18 protein-coding genes are annotated in these 15495 nt (G+C 71.2%); 13 read left to right on the forward strand and 5 right to left on the reverse strand.

The window, feature by feature from the left end; translation table 11 throughout:
- Positions 1–3: 3 nt before the first annotated feature.
- Both ppk2 and FHU34_RS08195 read right to left on the reverse strand, forming a co-directional pair.
- On the reverse strand, positions 4–915 hold the full coding sequence (gene ppk2 / locus FHU34_RS08190; RefSeq protein ID WP_145779413.1) for a polyphosphate kinase 2: 912 nt from the start codon (positions 913–915) through the stop codon (positions 4–6).
- 72 nt (positions 916–987) lie between these two features.
- Complete coding sequence (locus FHU34_RS08195; protein WP_145779414.1) at positions 988–1749, reverse strand: SDR family NAD(P)-dependent oxidoreductase; 762 nt, start codon at positions 1747–1749, stop codon at positions 988–990.
- 46 nt (positions 1750–1795) lie between these two features.
- Here FHU34_RS08195 and FHU34_RS08200 point away from each other — a divergent pair, with 46 nt between their 5' ends.
- The 8 genes from FHU34_RS08200 (at position 1796) to FHU34_RS08235 (ending at position 9256) form a co-directional block, all read left to right on the forward strand.
- Positions 1796–2155, forward strand: coding sequence for a histidine triad nucleotide-binding protein (locus FHU34_RS08200; protein WP_145779415.1), 360 nt, complete (start codon positions 1796–1798; stop codon positions 2153–2155).
- Positions 2152–3540, forward strand: a complete 1389-nt coding sequence (locus tag FHU34_RS08205; RefSeq protein WP_145779416.1) for a serine hydrolase domain-containing protein — start codon at positions 2152–2154, stop codon at positions 3538–3540. The genes FHU34_RS08200 and FHU34_RS08205 overlap by 4 nt, the downstream gene beginning before the upstream one ends.
- 130 nt (positions 3541–3670) lie before the next feature.
- Positions 3671–4729, forward strand: a complete 1059-nt coding sequence (locus tag FHU34_RS08210) for a PhoH family protein (protein ID WP_088988084.1) — start codon at positions 3671–3673, stop codon at positions 4727–4729.
- A gap of 15 nt (positions 4730–4744) precedes the next feature.
- Positions 4745–5218: an rRNA maturation RNase YbeY gene (gene ybeY, locus FHU34_RS08215; RefSeq protein WP_088988085.1), complete on the forward strand. Its 474-nt coding sequence runs from the start codon at positions 4745–4747 to the stop codon at positions 5216–5218.
- Positions 5194–6642: a hemolysin family protein gene (locus tag FHU34_RS08220; RefSeq protein ID WP_145785488.1), complete on the forward strand. Its 1449-nt coding sequence runs from the start codon at positions 5194–5196 to the stop codon at positions 6640–6642. The genes ybeY and FHU34_RS08220 overlap by 25 nt, the downstream gene beginning before the upstream one ends.
- Complete coding sequence (locus FHU34_RS08225) at positions 6635–7021, forward strand: cytidine deaminase (protein ID WP_145779417.1); 387 nt, start codon at positions 6635–6637, stop codon at positions 7019–7021. The genes FHU34_RS08220 and FHU34_RS08225 overlap by 8 nt, the downstream gene beginning before the upstream one ends.
- A gap of 5 nt (positions 7022–7026) precedes the next feature.
- A complete protein-coding gene (gene era / locus FHU34_RS08230; RefSeq protein WP_145785487.1) occupies positions 7027–7923 on the forward strand; it encodes a GTPase Era in 897 nt (298 codons plus the stop codon).
- A gap of 187 nt (positions 7924–8110) precedes the next feature.
- Positions 8111–9256, forward strand: coding sequence for an acyltransferase family protein (locus tag FHU34_RS08235; RefSeq protein WP_145779418.1), 1146 nt, complete (start codon positions 8111–8113; stop codon positions 9254–9256).
- Here the strand turns inward: FHU34_RS08235 and FHU34_RS08240 are convergent.
- On the reverse strand, positions 9243–10049 hold the full coding sequence (locus FHU34_RS08240; protein ID WP_145779419.1) for a DUF4097 family beta strand repeat-containing protein: 807 nt from the start codon (positions 10047–10049) through the stop codon (positions 9243–9245). The genes FHU34_RS08235 and FHU34_RS08240 overlap by 14 nt on opposite strands.
- Positions 10050–10151: 102 nt before the next feature.
- Between FHU34_RS08240 and recO the strand changes: the two genes are divergently transcribed.
- From recO to FHU34_RS08265, 5 genes are all read left to right on the forward strand, one after another.
- Positions 10152–11018: a DNA repair protein RecO gene (gene recO, locus FHU34_RS08245; protein WP_145779420.1), complete on the forward strand. Its 867-nt coding sequence runs from the start codon at positions 10152–10154 to the stop codon at positions 11016–11018.
- Positions 11019–11022: 4 nt separating this feature from the next.
- Positions 11023–11838, forward strand: coding sequence for an isoprenyl transferase (locus tag FHU34_RS08250; protein ID WP_145779421.1), 816 nt, complete (start codon positions 11023–11025; stop codon positions 11836–11838).
- A 66-nt stretch (positions 11839–11904) separates the two neighbouring features.
- The gene (locus tag FHU34_RS08255) at positions 11905–12090 is read left to right on the forward strand and encodes a hypothetical protein (protein ID WP_145779422.1); all 186 of its coding nucleotides are present in this window, start codon (positions 11905–11907) and stop codon (positions 12088–12090) included.
- A gap of 219 nt (positions 12091–12309) precedes the next feature.
- Entirely contained in the window at positions 12310–12537 is a 228-nt protein-coding gene (locus FHU34_RS08260) for a thioredoxin reductase (protein WP_088988091.1), read from the forward strand.
- Positions 12534–13295 carry a pirin family protein gene (locus FHU34_RS08265; RefSeq protein WP_088988092.1) on the forward strand — a complete coding sequence of 254 codons (762 nt, stop codon included), beginning with the start codon at positions 12534–12536 and terminating at the stop codon, positions 13293–13295. The genes FHU34_RS08260 and FHU34_RS08265 overlap by 4 nt, the downstream gene beginning before the upstream one ends.
- Positions 13296–13435: 140 nt before the next feature.
- On the opposite strand, the gene gndA is transcribed toward FHU34_RS08265, so the two are convergent.
- Together gndA and FHU34_RS08275 are read right to left on the reverse strand one after the other, a co-directional pair.
- Positions 13436–14878, reverse strand: coding sequence for an NADP-dependent phosphogluconate dehydrogenase (gene gndA / locus FHU34_RS08270; RefSeq protein ID WP_145779423.1), 1443 nt, complete (start codon positions 14876–14878; stop codon positions 13436–13438).
- A 131-nt stretch (positions 14879–15009) separates the two neighbouring features.
- Positions 15010–15306, reverse strand: coding sequence for a thiamine-binding protein (locus tag FHU34_RS08275; protein ID WP_145779424.1), 297 nt, complete (start codon positions 15304–15306; stop codon positions 15010–15012).
- Positions 15307–15495 lie beyond the last annotated feature (189 nt).

Genomic DNA, 15495 nt, shown 5'->3' on the forward strand with positions numbered 1-15495 from the left:
CGTTCAGGGCCTCGGAAACACCGGCACGACCTCCTCCTCCGGCCCCAGGTCCAGCCCGGCGTTTCCGATGATCTGCGGGTCCGGTGTGCCGACCACCTCGGGATCCTTGCCGGTGTAGTCGAAGCGGTTCAGCACGTGTCGCATGGCCTCCAGCCGGGCCCGCTTCTTGTCGTTGCTCTTCACCACCGTCCACGGCGCGTCGGCCGTGTCGGTCCAGAAGAACATCGCCTCCTTGGCCTCCGTGTACTCGTCCCACCGGTCCAGCGAGGCGATGTCCATCGGGGACAGCTTCCACTGCCGGACCGGGTCGACCTGGCGGATCGCGAACCGGGTGCGCTGCTCGTTCTGGGAGACGGAGAACCAGAACTTGACCAACCGGATGCCCGAGCGCACCAGCATCCGTTCCAGCTCCGGGGCCTGCCGCAGGAACTCCAGGTACTCCTTGCGGCTGCAGAAGCCCATCACCCGCTCGACGCCGGCCCTGTTGTACCAGGAACGGTCGAACAGCACGATCTCGCCGGCCGCCGGCAGGTGCGCCAACCACCGCTGGAAGTACCACTGGGCAGCTTCCCGCTCGTCCGGCTTGGCGAGCGCCACCACCGACGCGCCGCGCGGGTTGAGGTGCTCCATGAAGCGTTTGATGGTGCCGCCCTTGCCGGCCGCGTCCCGGCCCTCGAAGAGGATCACCAGACGCTCGCCGGACTCCTTGATCCAGTCCTGGAGTTTCAACAGCTCGATCTGGAGCAGCCGCTTGTCCCGGTCGTACTCGTCTCGGTCCATCCGGTCGTCGTACGGGTAGTCCTCGCGCCAGGTCTCGACGGGCGTGCCGTCGGGTCGGAGCAGGACGGGGTCGTCGTCGTGGCCGTCGGCCACCCGGTAGTCGGCAGTGAGGTCCAGCAGCGCGGAGTCGGCCATGTCGGCGAGACTTACCCATCCACGTGCCACGAACCACCCCCCGGACCGGGTGATGTGGCGGTCGTTCCGACGTCAGCTGCGCAGGTAGGAGGCGCCGTTGAGATCGACGATCGTGCCGGACGCCCACTCGGCCTGCGGCGAGGCCAGCCAGTGCACCGCGGCCGCGATCTCCTCCGGTCGGCCCACCCGGTCGAACGGGCTCTGCGCCCGGATCGCCGCGCCCTGCTCGCCGTGCAGGTACTCGGTGACCATGTCCGTCGCCACGAAGCCCGGCGCGACGGTGGCGACAGTGATGCCGTACGGCGCGAGCGCCACGGCGAGGGACTGGCCCAGCGCGTTCAGCCCCGCCTTGCTGGCCCCGTACGCCGGCTGGTGCGGCTCACCCCGGAACGCGCCCCGGGACGAGACGTTGACGATCCGCCCGCCACTGTCGCGCATGTGTTGGGCAGCGCACCAGATGACGTTGCCGGCACCGGTCAGGTTGGTCTCCAGCACCTGCCGCCAGCGCTTCTGCCAGTGCTCGTAGGAGCCGCCGAAGATCGGGTGCGGGTCGTCCCGGTCGCCGTACGTGCCGGCGTTGTTCACCAGGACGTCCAACCCGCCGAGCACCTCGGCGGCCCGGTCCACCATGGCCCGGACCGCGTCCGGGTCGGTGAGGTCCGCGCGGACCACCACGTGCCCGGCGCCGGGGAGTCGCGCGCGCACCTCCTCGGCCGCGTCGGCGGAATCGCGGTGGTGGATCGCCACCCGGTCGCCGCTCTGGGCGAACGCCTGCGCCACCGCGGCGCCGATCCCACGCGAGGCTCCGGTCACGAGTACCGCCCGATCCGTCATGCCGGCCATCCTGCCCGAGCCGCGAACTCGTCTTTACACTGCCCCGATGGGATCCGACTGCCTGTTCTGCCGCATCGTCGCCGGGGAGATCCCGGCCACCGTGGTCCGGGAGACCGACACCACGCTCGCCTTCCGCGACATCGACCCGAAGGCGCCGGTGCACGTCCTGGTCATTCCGAAGGAGCACTACGCCGACATCGCCACCCTCGCGCAGGGTGACCCGGCGCTGGCCGCCGACGTGCTGGCGACGTCCGCCGCCGTGGCCGAGGACGAGGGTCTGCTCGGCGACGGCTTCCGGTTGATGTTCAACACCGGCGTGTACGGCGGGCAGGAGGTGTTCCACGTGCACGCGCACCTGCTCGGTGGTGCGCCGCTCGGCCCGATGCTGGCCCGGGACCTGGCGTGAGCGAGCCCGACAGTCGCGTGCACGAGCACCTGGGTCGACTCGTCCGGCAGGTGCAGGCCGACGCCCGGGTGCCGGCGGTGTCGGTGGCGCTGCACCGGGCCGACCGGCCGCTCTGGACCTGCACCGTCGGTGAGACCGGGACCGACAGCCCGTTGACGCCGGACACCCAGTTCCGGATCGGCTCGGTCACGAAGACCTTCACCGCGGTGCTCACCCTCCAGTGCCGCGACGACGGGCTGCTGGACCTGGACGACCCGGTGGGTCGGCACCTGGACCTGCCCGCACACGGCGAGCTGACCGTGCGCCGGTTGCTGTCGCACACCGCCGGCCTGCAACGCGAGCCGTTCGGCGACGTGTGGGACAGCCTGCGCGCACCGGACGCCGACCAGTTGGTGGCGGAGCTGGTCCGGGCCGAGCGGGTGCTGCCGACGGGCCGCCGGTTCCACTACTCCAACCTGGGCATGGCCGTGCTCGGTCAACTCGTCGCTCGGCTGCGCGGCGAGAGCTGGGCGCAGGCGCTGACCGAGCGGATCCTGACGCCGCTCGGGCTGACCGACACCACGGTCACTCCCCGGCCGACGGCGGCCACCGGGTTCCTGGTCGACGCGTACTCCGACGAGGCGCACCCGGAGCCACCGACCGACTTCGGTGCTGTCGGCCCGGCCGCGCAGCTCTGGAGCACAGCTACCGACATGGCGCGGTGGGCGGCGTTCCTGGCCGACCCGGTGGCACTGGACCCGGCCGGCGCGGTGCTCGCCCCCGCGACGCTGGACGAGATGCGCTGGCCGGTGACCACCACCGAAGAGACGCTCTGGGGCGCGGGCTTCGGGCTCGGGCTGATCCTGATCCCGCAGGGGGAACGGGTGATGCACGTGGGGCACGACGGGGCGATGCCCGGTTTCCTCGCCGGTGTGTACGGCCGCAGGGGAGGCGACGGGACGGCCGGTGCGATGGGCGCCGCGGTGCTCGGCTCGTCCGGTACGGCGGCCGAACTGTTCGACCTGACGCACCGGCTGCTCGCCGCGGCGGTCGAGCGGGACCCGGCCGACATCGCGCCGTGGCGACCGGGGGCACCCGCGCCGGCGGCCCTGCGGGGCATGCTCGGCCGCTGGTGGGGCGAGGGTTCCGAGTACGTCTTCTCCTGGCAGGACGGATCCCTGCGGGCGCGTGGGGTAGGGGACCCGGCCGGACGTCCCCCGGCTATCTTCGCGCCCCTACCGGACCAGCCGGACGTGTTCCGTACGGCGTCCGGCCGGGAGGTCGGTGAGTTGCTGCGGCTGAGCCGGGACGAGGCCGGCACGGTGGTCCGGATGCACTGGGCGACGTACCGGTTCACCCGCCACCAGGAGACCTTCGACAGGTACGACTTCCGGGCCGGGCGTTGATCGCGGCCAGCGGAAATGGGCGCGATGCGGCCCGCGTTCAACGGATACGATGGGTGTAACGTCCGCACGCCAGCCAGCAGGCCGGCGCCGAGATCGAGAGCAGGTGGCGCAGGGCCCTTCGGCCCGACCTATGACCGGCACCCCACCTCCCGGCCCGCCCCGGGTGCAGACCAGGATCACCGTGCCCGACTCGAAGATCATGGTCAATCTGCTCGGCGCAGGCGACGAGATCCTCCGACTCGTCGAACGCTCGGTCACCAGTGACGTGCACGTCCGCGGCAACGAGATCACCATCACCGGTGACCCCGCGGACAACGCCCTCGCCGAGCGGGTCTTCAGCGAGCTGCTCGAACTCATCGAGAAAGGCGAGACCCTGACCACTGACGCCGTCCGGCGTACCGTCGGCATGCTCGAGCAGGGCAGCGCCGAGCGGCCCGCCGAGGTCCTGACGCTCAACATCCTCTCCCGTCGCGGGCGCACCATCCGACCCAAGACCCTCGGTCAGAAGCGCTACGTCGACGCCATCGACTCGAACACCATCGTCTTCGGCATCGGCCCGGCCGGCACCGGCAAGACCTACCTGGCGATGGCGAAGGCCGTCCAGGCGTTGCAGGCCAAGCAGGTCAACCGGATCATCCTGACCCGGCCGGCGGTCGAGGCGGGGGAGCGGCTGGGCTTCCTGCCCGGCACGCTCAACGAGAAGATCGACCCGTACCTGCGCCCGCTCTACGACGCGCTGCACGAGATGCTCGACCCGGAGACGATCCCGAAGCTGATGGCCCAGGGGACGATCGAGGTCGCGCCACTGGCGTACATGCGGGGTCGGACGCTGAGTGACGCGTTCATCATCCTGGACGAGGCGCAGAACACCACGCCCGAGCAGATGAAGATGTTCCTCACCCGACTCGGCTTCAACTCCAAGATCGTCGTCACCGGTGACGTCACCCAGGTGGACCTTCCCGGCGGGACGACCAGCGGTCTGCGGGTGGTCCGCGAGATCCTGGAAAACGTCGAGGACGTGCACTTCGCCCAGTTGTCCAGCTCCGACGTGGTCCGCCACCGGCTGGTCGGGGAGATCGTCGACGCGTACGCCCGCTGGGACGCCGAGCGGGAGAACCAGCAGGCGCAGGGCGTCCATGCCGTGCCCGGGCGACCCGCCCAGGGCGGCCGGGCCGGCCGCCGCCGCTAAAGCAGAGGAAAGCAGTTGTCCATCGAGATCGCCAACGAGTCCGGTGTCGACGTCGACACGGACGCCGTGCTCGCCGTCGCCCGGCACGCCCTCGACGAGATGGGGGTCAACCCCCTCGCCGAGCTGTCCGTGCTGCTGGTCGACGTCGAGTACATGACCGAGCTGAACCACCACTGGATGGGCGGCGACGGGCCGACCGACGTGCTCGCCTTCCCCATGGACGAGGGCAGCGTCGACCACGGCCCGGGTGAGTCCGCGCCGGCCGGCGGCGAGCCGGCCCTGCTCGGCGACATCGTGCTGTGCCCCGAGGTCGCGGCCAAGCAGGCGGCGACCGCCGGGCACACGCCCGCCGACGAGCTGCACCTGCTCACCGTGCACGGGGTGCTGCACCTGCTCGGTTACGACCACGCCGAGCCGGAGGAGGAGCGGGAGATGTTCGGGCTCCAGGCCCGACTGCTGGCCAGCTGGCGGTCGACCCGCACCCAGTGATGTCCACTCCTCCGTTACTCGCGGCCGGTGCCACCGCCGGCCTTCCTGACCTGCAGCTGATCGTCTTCGCGGCCGGCCTGGTGGTGTTGGCCGGCCTGATCGCGATGACCGAGGCGGCTCTCGCCGCGGTCTCGCCGGCCCGAGCCGCCGAGTTGGCCCGCGACGGTGTGCGTGGTGCCAAGACCCTCCAGGTCGTCGCCGGCGACGTCGTCCGGCACCTCAACCTGCTCCTGCTCCTGCGACTGCTCGCCGAGTTGACCGCCACCACGCTCGTCGCGTTGGTCGCGGTGGACAGCTTCGGCGCGGGTTGGCGGGCCGCACTGGTGACCGCCGGCGCGATGACAGTGGTCAGCTTCGTGGTGGTCGGCGTCGCGCCGCGCACCATCGGCCGGCAGCACGCGTACGCCGTGGGTCGAGCGGTCGCGCCGATGGTCCGCTGGCTGGGCCGGGCACTCAACCCGCTCGCGTCGCTGCTGATCCTGATCGGCAACGCGGTCACCCCGGGGCGCGGGTTCCGGGAGGGGCCGTTCGCCACCCAGGTGGAGTTGCGGGAGCTTGTCGACCTGGCCGAGCAGCGCGGCGTGGTCGAGCACGGCGAACGTCAGATGATCCACTCCGTCTTCGCACTCGGCGACACCATCGCCCGCGAGGTGATGGTGCCGCGTACGGAGATGGTGTGGATCGAGGAGGGCAAGACGCTCGCGCAGGCGCTGGTGCTCTTCCTGCGCTCCGGTTTCTCCCGCATTCCGGTGATCGGCGAGAGCGTCGACGACGTGTTGGGTGTGCTCTACCTCAAGGACCTGATCCGTCGCTCCCGGGGCGGCGACCCGCAGGCCGAGCAGTTGCCGGTGGCGGAGTTGATGCGCCCGGCGACCTTCGTGCCGGAGTCCAAGCCGGTCGACGACCTGCTGTCGGAGATGCAGGCGGCCCGCAACCACCTGGTCATCGTCGTTGACGAGTACGGCGGCACCGGCGGTCTGGTCACCATCGAGGACATCCTGGAGGAGATCGTCGGTGAGATCACCGACGAGTACGATGTCGAACGCCCGCCCGTCGAACGTCTGGCGGACTCCTCGGTGCGGGTGACCGCCCGCCTGCCAGTGGAGAACCTGGGCGAGATGTTCGACACCGACCTGCCCACCGACGAGGTGGAGACGGTCGGTGGCCTGCTCGCCCAGTCGCTGGGGCGGGTGCCGATCCCCGGCGCGGAGGTCGAGGTCGCCGGCCTCCGGTTGGTCGCCGAGGGCACCACCGGCCGGCGAAACCGGATCGACACCGTCCTGGTCAGCCGGGCGGAGCCGGGCCACGAACACGACACCGCGGGGCGGCACGAGAAGGACACCGCGGGGCGCGGCGAGCACGCCGACCCCGGGGACGACACGGACAACTACCGAGACGACGAGAGGCAATCCGCCGATGCCTGACACACCCGCCGCGCCCACCGCCCAACCCACCCCCACCGCGGCGGCCGCGTTGAGCGCCGAGGACGGCAAGCTCGTCGTCCTGGCCCGGGGCGCCCGTGCGCGGGTCGGTGCTGTGGAGGGCGCCGCGGTCCGGGATCAGGACGGGCGGACGTACGCGGCGGCCAGTGTCGCGCTGCCCTCGTTGACCCTCACCGCATTGCAGTTGGCGGTCGCGTCGGCGGTGGCGGCCGGGGCGAGCCGGCTGGAGGCCGCGGTGGTGGTGACCGAGGCGTCGACGCTGGACGGCGCCGGTCACGCGGCGGTGCGCGACCTCGCGGCCGACGCCCCGATCCACGTTGCCGCTCCCGACGGCACGGTCCTCGGCACGGTGACCCAGTGAGCCCCGTGCAGGACCCGCAGGCGCGGCCGTACCGGGCCGGTTTCGGCTGTTTCGTCGGTCGGCCCAACGCGGGCAAGTCGACGCTGACCAACGCCATCGTCGGCACCAAGATCGCGATCACCTCGAACAAGCCGCAGACCACCCGGCACGTCATCCGGGCCGTGCTGCACCGCCCGGAGTCGCAGCTGGTCCTGGTCGACACCCCGGGCCTGCACCGCCCTCGGACGCTGCTCGGCGAGCGCCTCAACGACCTGGTCCGGTCCACCTGGACGGAGGTCGACGTGATCGGCCTGTGCATCCCGGCGGACGAGCCCGTCGGGCGCGGCGACCGGTTCATCACCGGCGAGCTGGCCGAGTTGAAGGCGACGGTCCTGGCGGTGGTCACCAAGACCGACCTGGTCGACAAGCGTCGCCTGGCGGAGCAGTTGCTCGCGGTGAGCCAGCTGGGGGAGTTCGCCGAGATCGTGCCGGTGAGCGCGGTGGCCGGGCACCAGGTGGACACTCTGGTCGACGTGATGACCAAATACCTGCCGCCGTCGCCGCAGCTCTACCCGGACGACATGCTGACCGACGACCCCGAGCAGGTTCTCGTCGCGGAGCTGATCCGGGAGGCCGCCCTGGAGGGGGTCCGTGACGAGTTGCCGCACTCCATCGCCGTGGTCGTCGAGGAGATGATCCCCGAGGGTCAGGTCATGAAGATCTACGCCGACCTGTACGTGGAGCGGCCCAGCCAGAAGGCCATCGTGCTCGGCCACAAGGCGAGCCGGCTCAAGGAGGTCGGCACGACCGCCCGCAAGCAGATCGAGGAACTGCTGGGCAGCCGGGTCTATCTCGACCTGCACGTACGCGTCGCAAAGGACTGGCAGCGCGACCCGAAGCAGCTGCGCAAGCTGGGTTTCTGAGCCACCACACCGGCCGGCCGGCCGATCGGGCCGGCCGGCGCGGGTACGGCTGTCGTCGTACCCCATGATCTTCTTCGGTCAGCTGGGTGGAAAGATTCACGTTTGGTCGGGGGTGCTGTCCGTTTCGCGCGGGCACCGCGCAGGGTAGGGGAACTACGCCAAGCGTCCCCGACCGAGATGCAGGCTGATGCGCAACAGGTACCTCGATCTGCTCCGTTTCCTGGCCATCGTCCGAGTGGTCGTCTACCACGTCACAGGGTGGGCGACCCTCACCCTCGTCTTCCCTGCCATGTCGGTGATGTTCGCGCTGGCCGGTTCGTTGATGGCCGCGTCGCTCACCCGCTCCGGGCCGGCGGCGGTCGGGCGTCGACTGCGTCGGCTGCTGCCGTCGCTGTGGGTGCTCGCGGCGGTCTTCGTACCGGCCATGCTGCTCAGCGGGTTGCCGGTGAGCCCTCGGGTGCTGCTGTGGCTGTTCCCGATCGCCGACCCACCGGCCAACGACTGGGGCGCCCTGGCCCTGAGCATCATCTGGTACCTACGCGACTACCTGTGGTTCGTGCTCGCCTCACCTGTCGCGTTCTGGCTCTTCCGGCGTGCCCCGCTGCCCACCCTGCTCGCCCCGTACCTCCTCCTGGTGGCGATCGAGGCGGGGATCTACCCGGCGCCACCGGTGCTGCGCGAGTTCGGGCTGTACTTCGGGGCGTGGATGCTGGGCTTCGCCCACCACGCCGGGATGCTGCGCCGGCTCTCCGGCCGGGTGCTGTACCCGGTGGCGCTCACCCTCGCGGTGGGCGGCGGAGCCTGGATCGTCGGGCATCCCGGGCCACGCGGGTACGACCTGAACGACAACCACCTGGGCAACGCCCTCTGGTCGGCCGCGTTCATCCTGATCGTCCTGGGTCGGGCTCCCTCCGGCGTGGCGTGGCTGAGCCGAAGCCAGCTGGCCGACCGGGCGGTGACAGTGGTCAATCGGAGGGCGCTCACAGTCTATCTCTGGCACATGCCGTTCGTGGTGGCGCTCACTCCGCTGGTCGACGTGGTGGGTTGGTCCCACCAGGATCCGCTGGGGTTGGCCATCCGGGTGTTGCTGGTCTTCGCGCTGGTCGGGTTGGTCACCCTCGCCGTCGGCTGGGTCGAGGACGTCGCCGCCCGTCGCCGCCCGGAGTTGATCCCCGGTGGCCCGAGGCGGCCGGTCGAGGCGGCCGACTCCGACGGTGCCGAGCCCCGCGCCCGGTCCGGTGCGGAGCCGCGCGCCCGGGTCCTCGACCCGGCCGTGGTGCCGGCTCCGCGGTCGCCCGGGACGCCGGCCGCCGTCGACGTCAACGCTGGCTGATCGTCACGTTTCCGCTGCCGGCCGAACCGTCGAGCACCAGGGACGCGGCCGGGTCGTCGGCGACGGTGACCCGCGCGTCACCGGAGCCCGCGCCGGAGCGCACCCGGTAGCTGCCTGGCGGCACCAGCAACATCACGTCGCCGCTGGACGCGTGCGCCCGCGCCGCAGCCGGTTTGTCCAGCTCGACTGTGACGTTGCCGGAGCCGGCCTCGGCATCCGTCGTGCCACCGAGCCGCCGTGCGGTGATGTCACCGGACCCGGCGCGCAGGCGGACGGCCCCGCTGACCTCGCTCACGTCGATGTTGCCGGAACCGGTCTCCACCTCGACCTTGCCGCTCGCGTCGACGACCCGCACGTCACCCGAGCCCAGCCGAAGCTCCACCGCGCCGACCTTGGTCAGCTCGACGTCACCGGAACCGGACTCGCCCTGAAGGGCCACGCCCTCCGGCACTGTCACCTCGTAGGAGACGCTGCACCGGTCGCCACAGTCGGTGTCCAGCACCAGTTCGCTGCCCTTGATCTCGTACCGGGCCTGGGGCTCGCCACCCTGGTAGCGCACCACCCGCTTGATCCGCGCCTCCGCCGCCGTGCCGGTGCCTCGGACGACCACGTCGCCGGAACCCGGCAGCACCCGGATGCTGGTGATCTGCACCGGCTCGGTGTCGTCGTAGTCGAGCCGACGCATGGCCAGGTTGTCACACCCGGCAAGCACGATGAGAGTGGTTGCCAGCCCCAGGGCGACGGGGGCGGCGGCGCGACGACGGAGACCGCCAGTGGTCGGTTGCATTGCCATGGCCAGCACGCTACGGCCGGTGGAGAGCCGCGCGCATCGGGGTTACTCCGCGCATCCACCCCGAACCAACCCTGATTTCACACCCCGAGGGAGAATGGCCCGATGGCCGGGTATCGCCGACAGCTCTACCGCGACGACGCGGTGGTGCTACGTGTGCAGAAACTCGGCGAGTCCGACCGGATCATCACCCTGCTCACCCGCCGACATGGCCGGCTGCGCGCGGTGGCCCGAGGGGTCCGCCGCACCATGAGCAAGTTCGGCGCCCGGCTGGAACCGTTCGGCCACGTCGACCTCCAGCTCGCCGGCGATCCGAAGGGCAACCACGGCAGCGCGCTGCACACCGTCAGCCAGGTCGAGGGCATCGACCTGTACGGCAAACGGTTCCTGGGGGACTATCCGCGCTACACGGCGGCCAGCGCGATCGCCGAGACCGCCGAACGGTTGACCCCGGTGGAGCGGGAGCCGTCGCTACGGCTGTTCCAGCTCACCCTGGGCGCGCTGAAGGCGCTGTCCCGGGGCGAGCACGCCACCACTCTGGTGCTCGACGCGTACCTGCTGCGGGGGATGGCCCTCGCCGGTTGGGCGCCGGCGCTGATCGCCTGCGCGGTCTGTGGCACCCCGGGTCGGCACCGGGCCTTCTCCGTGCCGGCCGGCGGCGCGGTCTGCCCGGACTGTCGACCACCCGGCGCGGCCCACCCCGCGCCGGCCACCATCGACCTGATGTCCGCGCTGACCACCGGCGACTGGGTGCTCGCCGACGCCACCGACACCGGGGTACGCCGGGAGTGCAGCGGGCTGGTCGCGGCTCACCTGCAGTGGCACCTGGAGCGCGCGCTACGCTCGCTGCCGCTGGTCGACCGGGGTCCCTCGGCGGCCGGCGCGGCCTCGCCGCCGGAAGGCGCCGGGGCCGTGGTGCTCCGGCCACGTGGCGACGTCGAGGCCGGGGCGGACGGCGCGAACAGGGAGTGACCGAGTGATCCGATCGAAGAAGGCCAGCCGGCGCGAGCCGACGCCGCCGACCCCCCACCCGTCCGGCGCCCGGCCGCCAGCGCTGCCCGCCGGGGCGGTGCCGAAGCACGTGGCGGTGGTGATGGACGGCAACGGTCGGTGGGCCAAGGACCGCGGGCTGCCCCGTACCAAGGGGCACGAGGCGGGGGAGCACAGCCTCTTCGACACCATCGAGGGCGCCATCGAGATGGGCATCCCGTACCTGTCGGCGTACGCGTTCTCCACCGAGAACTGGCGGCGCTCGCCGGACGAGGTCCGGTTCCTGATGGGGTTCAACCGGGACGTCATCCGTCGTCGCCGCGACCAGTTGGTCGACCTCGGCGTCCGGGTGGTCTGGTCGGGTCGACCCGGACGGTTGTGGAAGAGCGTCATCTCCGAGTTGCAGACCGCCGAGGAGATGTCCCAGGGCAACTCGACGCTGACCCTGCAGTTCTGCGTGAACTACGGCGGGCAGGCCGAGATCGGCGACGCCGCCGCAGCGATCGCCCGGGACGTGGCGGCCGGTCGACTGGACCCGGCGAAGGTCACCGAGAAGACCGTCGCGAAGTACCTCTACCACCCGGAGATCCCGGAGGTGGACCTGTTCCTGCGCCCCTCCGGGGAGGAGCGGATCTCCAACTTCCTGCTCTGGCAGACCGCGTACGCCGAGTTGGTCTTCCTGGACACGCTCTGGCCGGACTTCGACCGCCGCCACCTCTGGTACGCGTGCGAGCTGTTCGCGCAGCGGGACCGCCGCTTCGGCGGGGCGCTGCCCAACCCGGTCGCCCCCGTTCTGAGCTGAGACGCTTACCCGCACGTCACTCTGGGTATCAGAGACGTCAGAAGCCACTGACGGAGGTGAACCCACATGATCCAGAAGCGCATTGCCCAGTGGGCGGTGATGGCGGTCGCTGTGCCACTCGCGGCTGCCGGTGCCCGTCGACTCAGCCACACCCTGGAGGCCCGCCGTGGTCCCTCCGGAGCGACCCGGCTCCTGACCAAGGGCGCCGACCTGATCCGCCCCGAGAAGGCCAAGCGCCGCCGTTTCTTCTGATCCCGATCCCCCCGGCGCCGCCCGCGATCCTGCGGGCGGTGCCGTGCCACGCCAGCTCCACCGCCCCATGATCGGCGCGCCCAGGCGTTGAGGATCGTCGTGGGGTGGGGGAGGGGGCCGTGGGTGGGAGGGTCGGTGGGTGGGTGGATTTCGCCGGGTGCTGGGGATTGGCGGCGGGTAGGGTCCGGAGAGGGCGGGCCGACGGCGGTTGGAGTGCGCATGAGGGATCTCCGGTTCAAGATGATCATGGCGTTGAACGCGGCCGATCTGGGTGACCCCATCTGCGAGCAGGTGGCCGACATCTGTGCCGAGATCGCCGAGCAGCACTGCGCCGAGTTCGGCCACACACCGCAACTCCGGACCGGCGAGATCGCCGAACTGGCCACCGGAGAACCGGCCCTGACCTGGGCGCCGTCGACCCCCGACGCCGGGCAGCGTGCCTGGTGACCGCACCGGCCCCCGCAGTAGACGTCCGTCGCGCCGACGACCGCTTCGCCACCCGGATCTCCTGGCTGGACTCGAAGCACTCGTTCTCGTTCTCCCGGCACTACGACCCGGCCAACACTCACCACGGTCTGCTGCTGGTCAACAACGACGACGTGGTCCGACCGGGCGCCGGCTTCGAGACCCACCCGCACGAGGACATGGAAATCGTCACCTGGGTGCTCCGTGGCTCCCTGGTGCACCAGGACTCCACCGGGCACTCCGGGGTGATCTACCCGGGGCTGGCGCAGCGGATGAGCGCCGGCACCGGCATCCTGCACTCCGAGAAGAACGACGCCTGGCGGCTCAACAACCAGGAGCCGCACAGCGACCCGGTGCACTTCGTGCAGATGTGGGTGCTCCCCGACGAGCAGGGCGTCGACCCCGGCTACGAGCAGTTGGAGATCGAGGACGAGCTGCTCCGCGGCGGCCTGGTGCCGATCGCCTCCGGGATGGACCGCTACGACGGTGCGTCGGCGATCCGGATCCGCAACCGGTACGCGACGCTGCACGCCGCCCGACTCGCCCCCGGCGACGAGGTCACCATCCCCGACGCGCCCTTCGTGCACCTTTACGTGCCCGACGGCACCGTCACCCTGGAGGGCAGCGGGCCACTCGGCACCGGCGACGCGGCCCGGCTGACCATGACCGGCGGCCGACGGGTCACCGCCGACGAACCGGCCGAGATCCTCGTCTGGGAAATGCACGCGACGATCAACTGACGGGCGGCCGCGCATCCGCCGTTCGCCCTGCTGCGCCGTCTTCCATGATCGTGCTCGAACATGGATGTAGTGGCCTCCCTTCATCGGGAGGCCACTACATCAGGGATCGAGCACGATCTTGCCGTGGGCCGTGGGTTTGTTTACGCGGGGGACTCGGTGCGGTCGGCGGCCCAGGTGGTGTGGAACGAGCCGTCCCGGTCCACCCGCTGGTAGGTGTGCGCGCCGAAGTTGTCCCGCAGGCCCTGGATCAGCGCGGCGGGCAGCCGCTCGGCGCGCAGCGCGTCGAAGTACGCCAGCGACGACGAGAACGCGGGCGTCGGCACACCGGCCCGGGTCGCGTCGCCCACCACCCGTCGCCAACTCGGCACACCGGCCGCGACGGCGTCGGCGAAGTACGGTGCGACCAGCAGCGTCGGCAGGTCGGGCTGCTGGTCGTACGCCTCGCGGATGCGGTCGAGGAAGCGTGCCCGGATGATGCAGCCGCCCCGCCAGATCGTCGCCGTGCCGCCGAGGTCGATGTCCCAGTCGTACTCCTGGCTGCCGGCCCGGATGTGGTCGAAGCCCTGCGCATACGCGACGATCTTGGAAGCGAGCAGCGCCCGACGGACGTCCTCGACGAACGCCTCCCGGTCGGTGACCTGCCACTTCTCACCCGCGTCGGGGAATGCCCGGCGGGCCGCCTCCCGCTGGTCGACGTGCCCGGACAGCGAGCGGGCGAAGGTGGCCTCGGCGATCCCGGTGATCGGGATGCCCAGGTCCAGGGCGCTCTGCACGGTCCACCGACCGGTGCCCTTCTGCTCGGCCCGGTCCTGCACGACGTCCACGAACGGTCGGCCGGTCTCCGCGTCGGTGTGCGCGAGCACGTCGGCGGTGATCTCGATGAGGAACGAGCCCAGCTCGCCCTCGTTCCAGTCCCGGAAGATCTCCGCGATCTCCGCCGGCTTGGCGTCCAGACCGGAGCGGAGCAGGTCGTACGCCTCGGCGATGAGCTGCATGTCGGCGTACTCGATGCCGTTGTGCACCATCTTGACGAAGTGCCCGGCGCCGTCCGGCCCGACGTGCATGCAGCACGGCACACCGTCCACCTGCGCGGCGATCTTCTCGAACATCGGCCCGAGCTTGGCGTACGACTCGGTGGAGCCGCCCGGCATGATGCTCGGGCCGAGCAGCGCGCCCTCCTCACCACCGGAGACGCCGGTGCCGCTGAAGTGCAGCCCCTGCGCGCGCAGCGCCTCCTCCCGGCGGCGGGTGTCGGCGAAGTGGGCGTTGCCGCAGTCGACGATGATGTCGCCCTCGTCCAGCAGCGGCACCAACTCGTCGATCACCGCGTCGGTGGGCGCACCGGCCTTGACCATGACGATGACCGCGCGAGGTCGTTCCAGTGACGCCACGAAGTCGGCCATCGTCTCGCCCGGCACGAAGGTGCCCTCGTCGCCGTGCTCCGCGACCAGGCTGCGGGTGCGCTCCGGCGACCGGTTGTGCACTGCCACCGTGAAGCCGTTGCGGGCCAGGTTGCGGGCCACGTTGCGGCCCATCACCGCCAGCCCGGTCACACCGATTTGTGCCCTCGCCTGCTCAGCCATCCGTGCCGCCACCTCTCGTCACCACTATTGGCGTTCCGAACCTATCGTGATGTGGGCCGATCCGGGGCCAGTGATCCACCCTCTGATACGCGGGGTGGTCGCGGGGCTGCCGATGGTGGCGGCGCGACCGGTCAACCTTCGGCGAGACGGGCTTCGATCCGGGCGACCTTCCCGGTGAGCGCGTCGGTGACCCCGGGCCGGACGTCGGCCTTGAGCACCACGCTCACCCGGGGCGCCCGCGCGGCGACGACGTCGACCGCGCGCTTCACCACCGCCATCACCTCGTCCCACTCGCCCTCGACGGTGGTGAACATGGCATCGGTCCGGTTGGGCAGGCCGGACGCCCGGACCACCCGCACCGCCTCGGCGACCAGGTCACCAACGGAGTCGTCGCCGCCGAGCGGGGTGATCGAGAACGCGATCAGCATGTGCCGATCGTGCCAGTAAATCGGGTGCGCGTCCCGTCGGGCGGCCGTTAGGGTACGGGCATGCGTTACTGACGCCCCACCTTCCGAGCCGGCCCGCCGCCCCGCGCCGCGGTCCGTGCGCTCGCGGGCGTCCGCATGTCCCCTCCGCCGTTCGGCGGCGCTGGCTGTGTCCGATCCCGGCGAGCAGTC

The organism is Micromonospora taraxaci, assembly GCF_007830095.1.
In the GTDB taxonomy this organism is placed as follows: Bacteria; Actinomycetota; Actinomycetes; order Mycobacteriales; family Micromonosporaceae; genus Micromonospora; species Micromonospora taraxaci.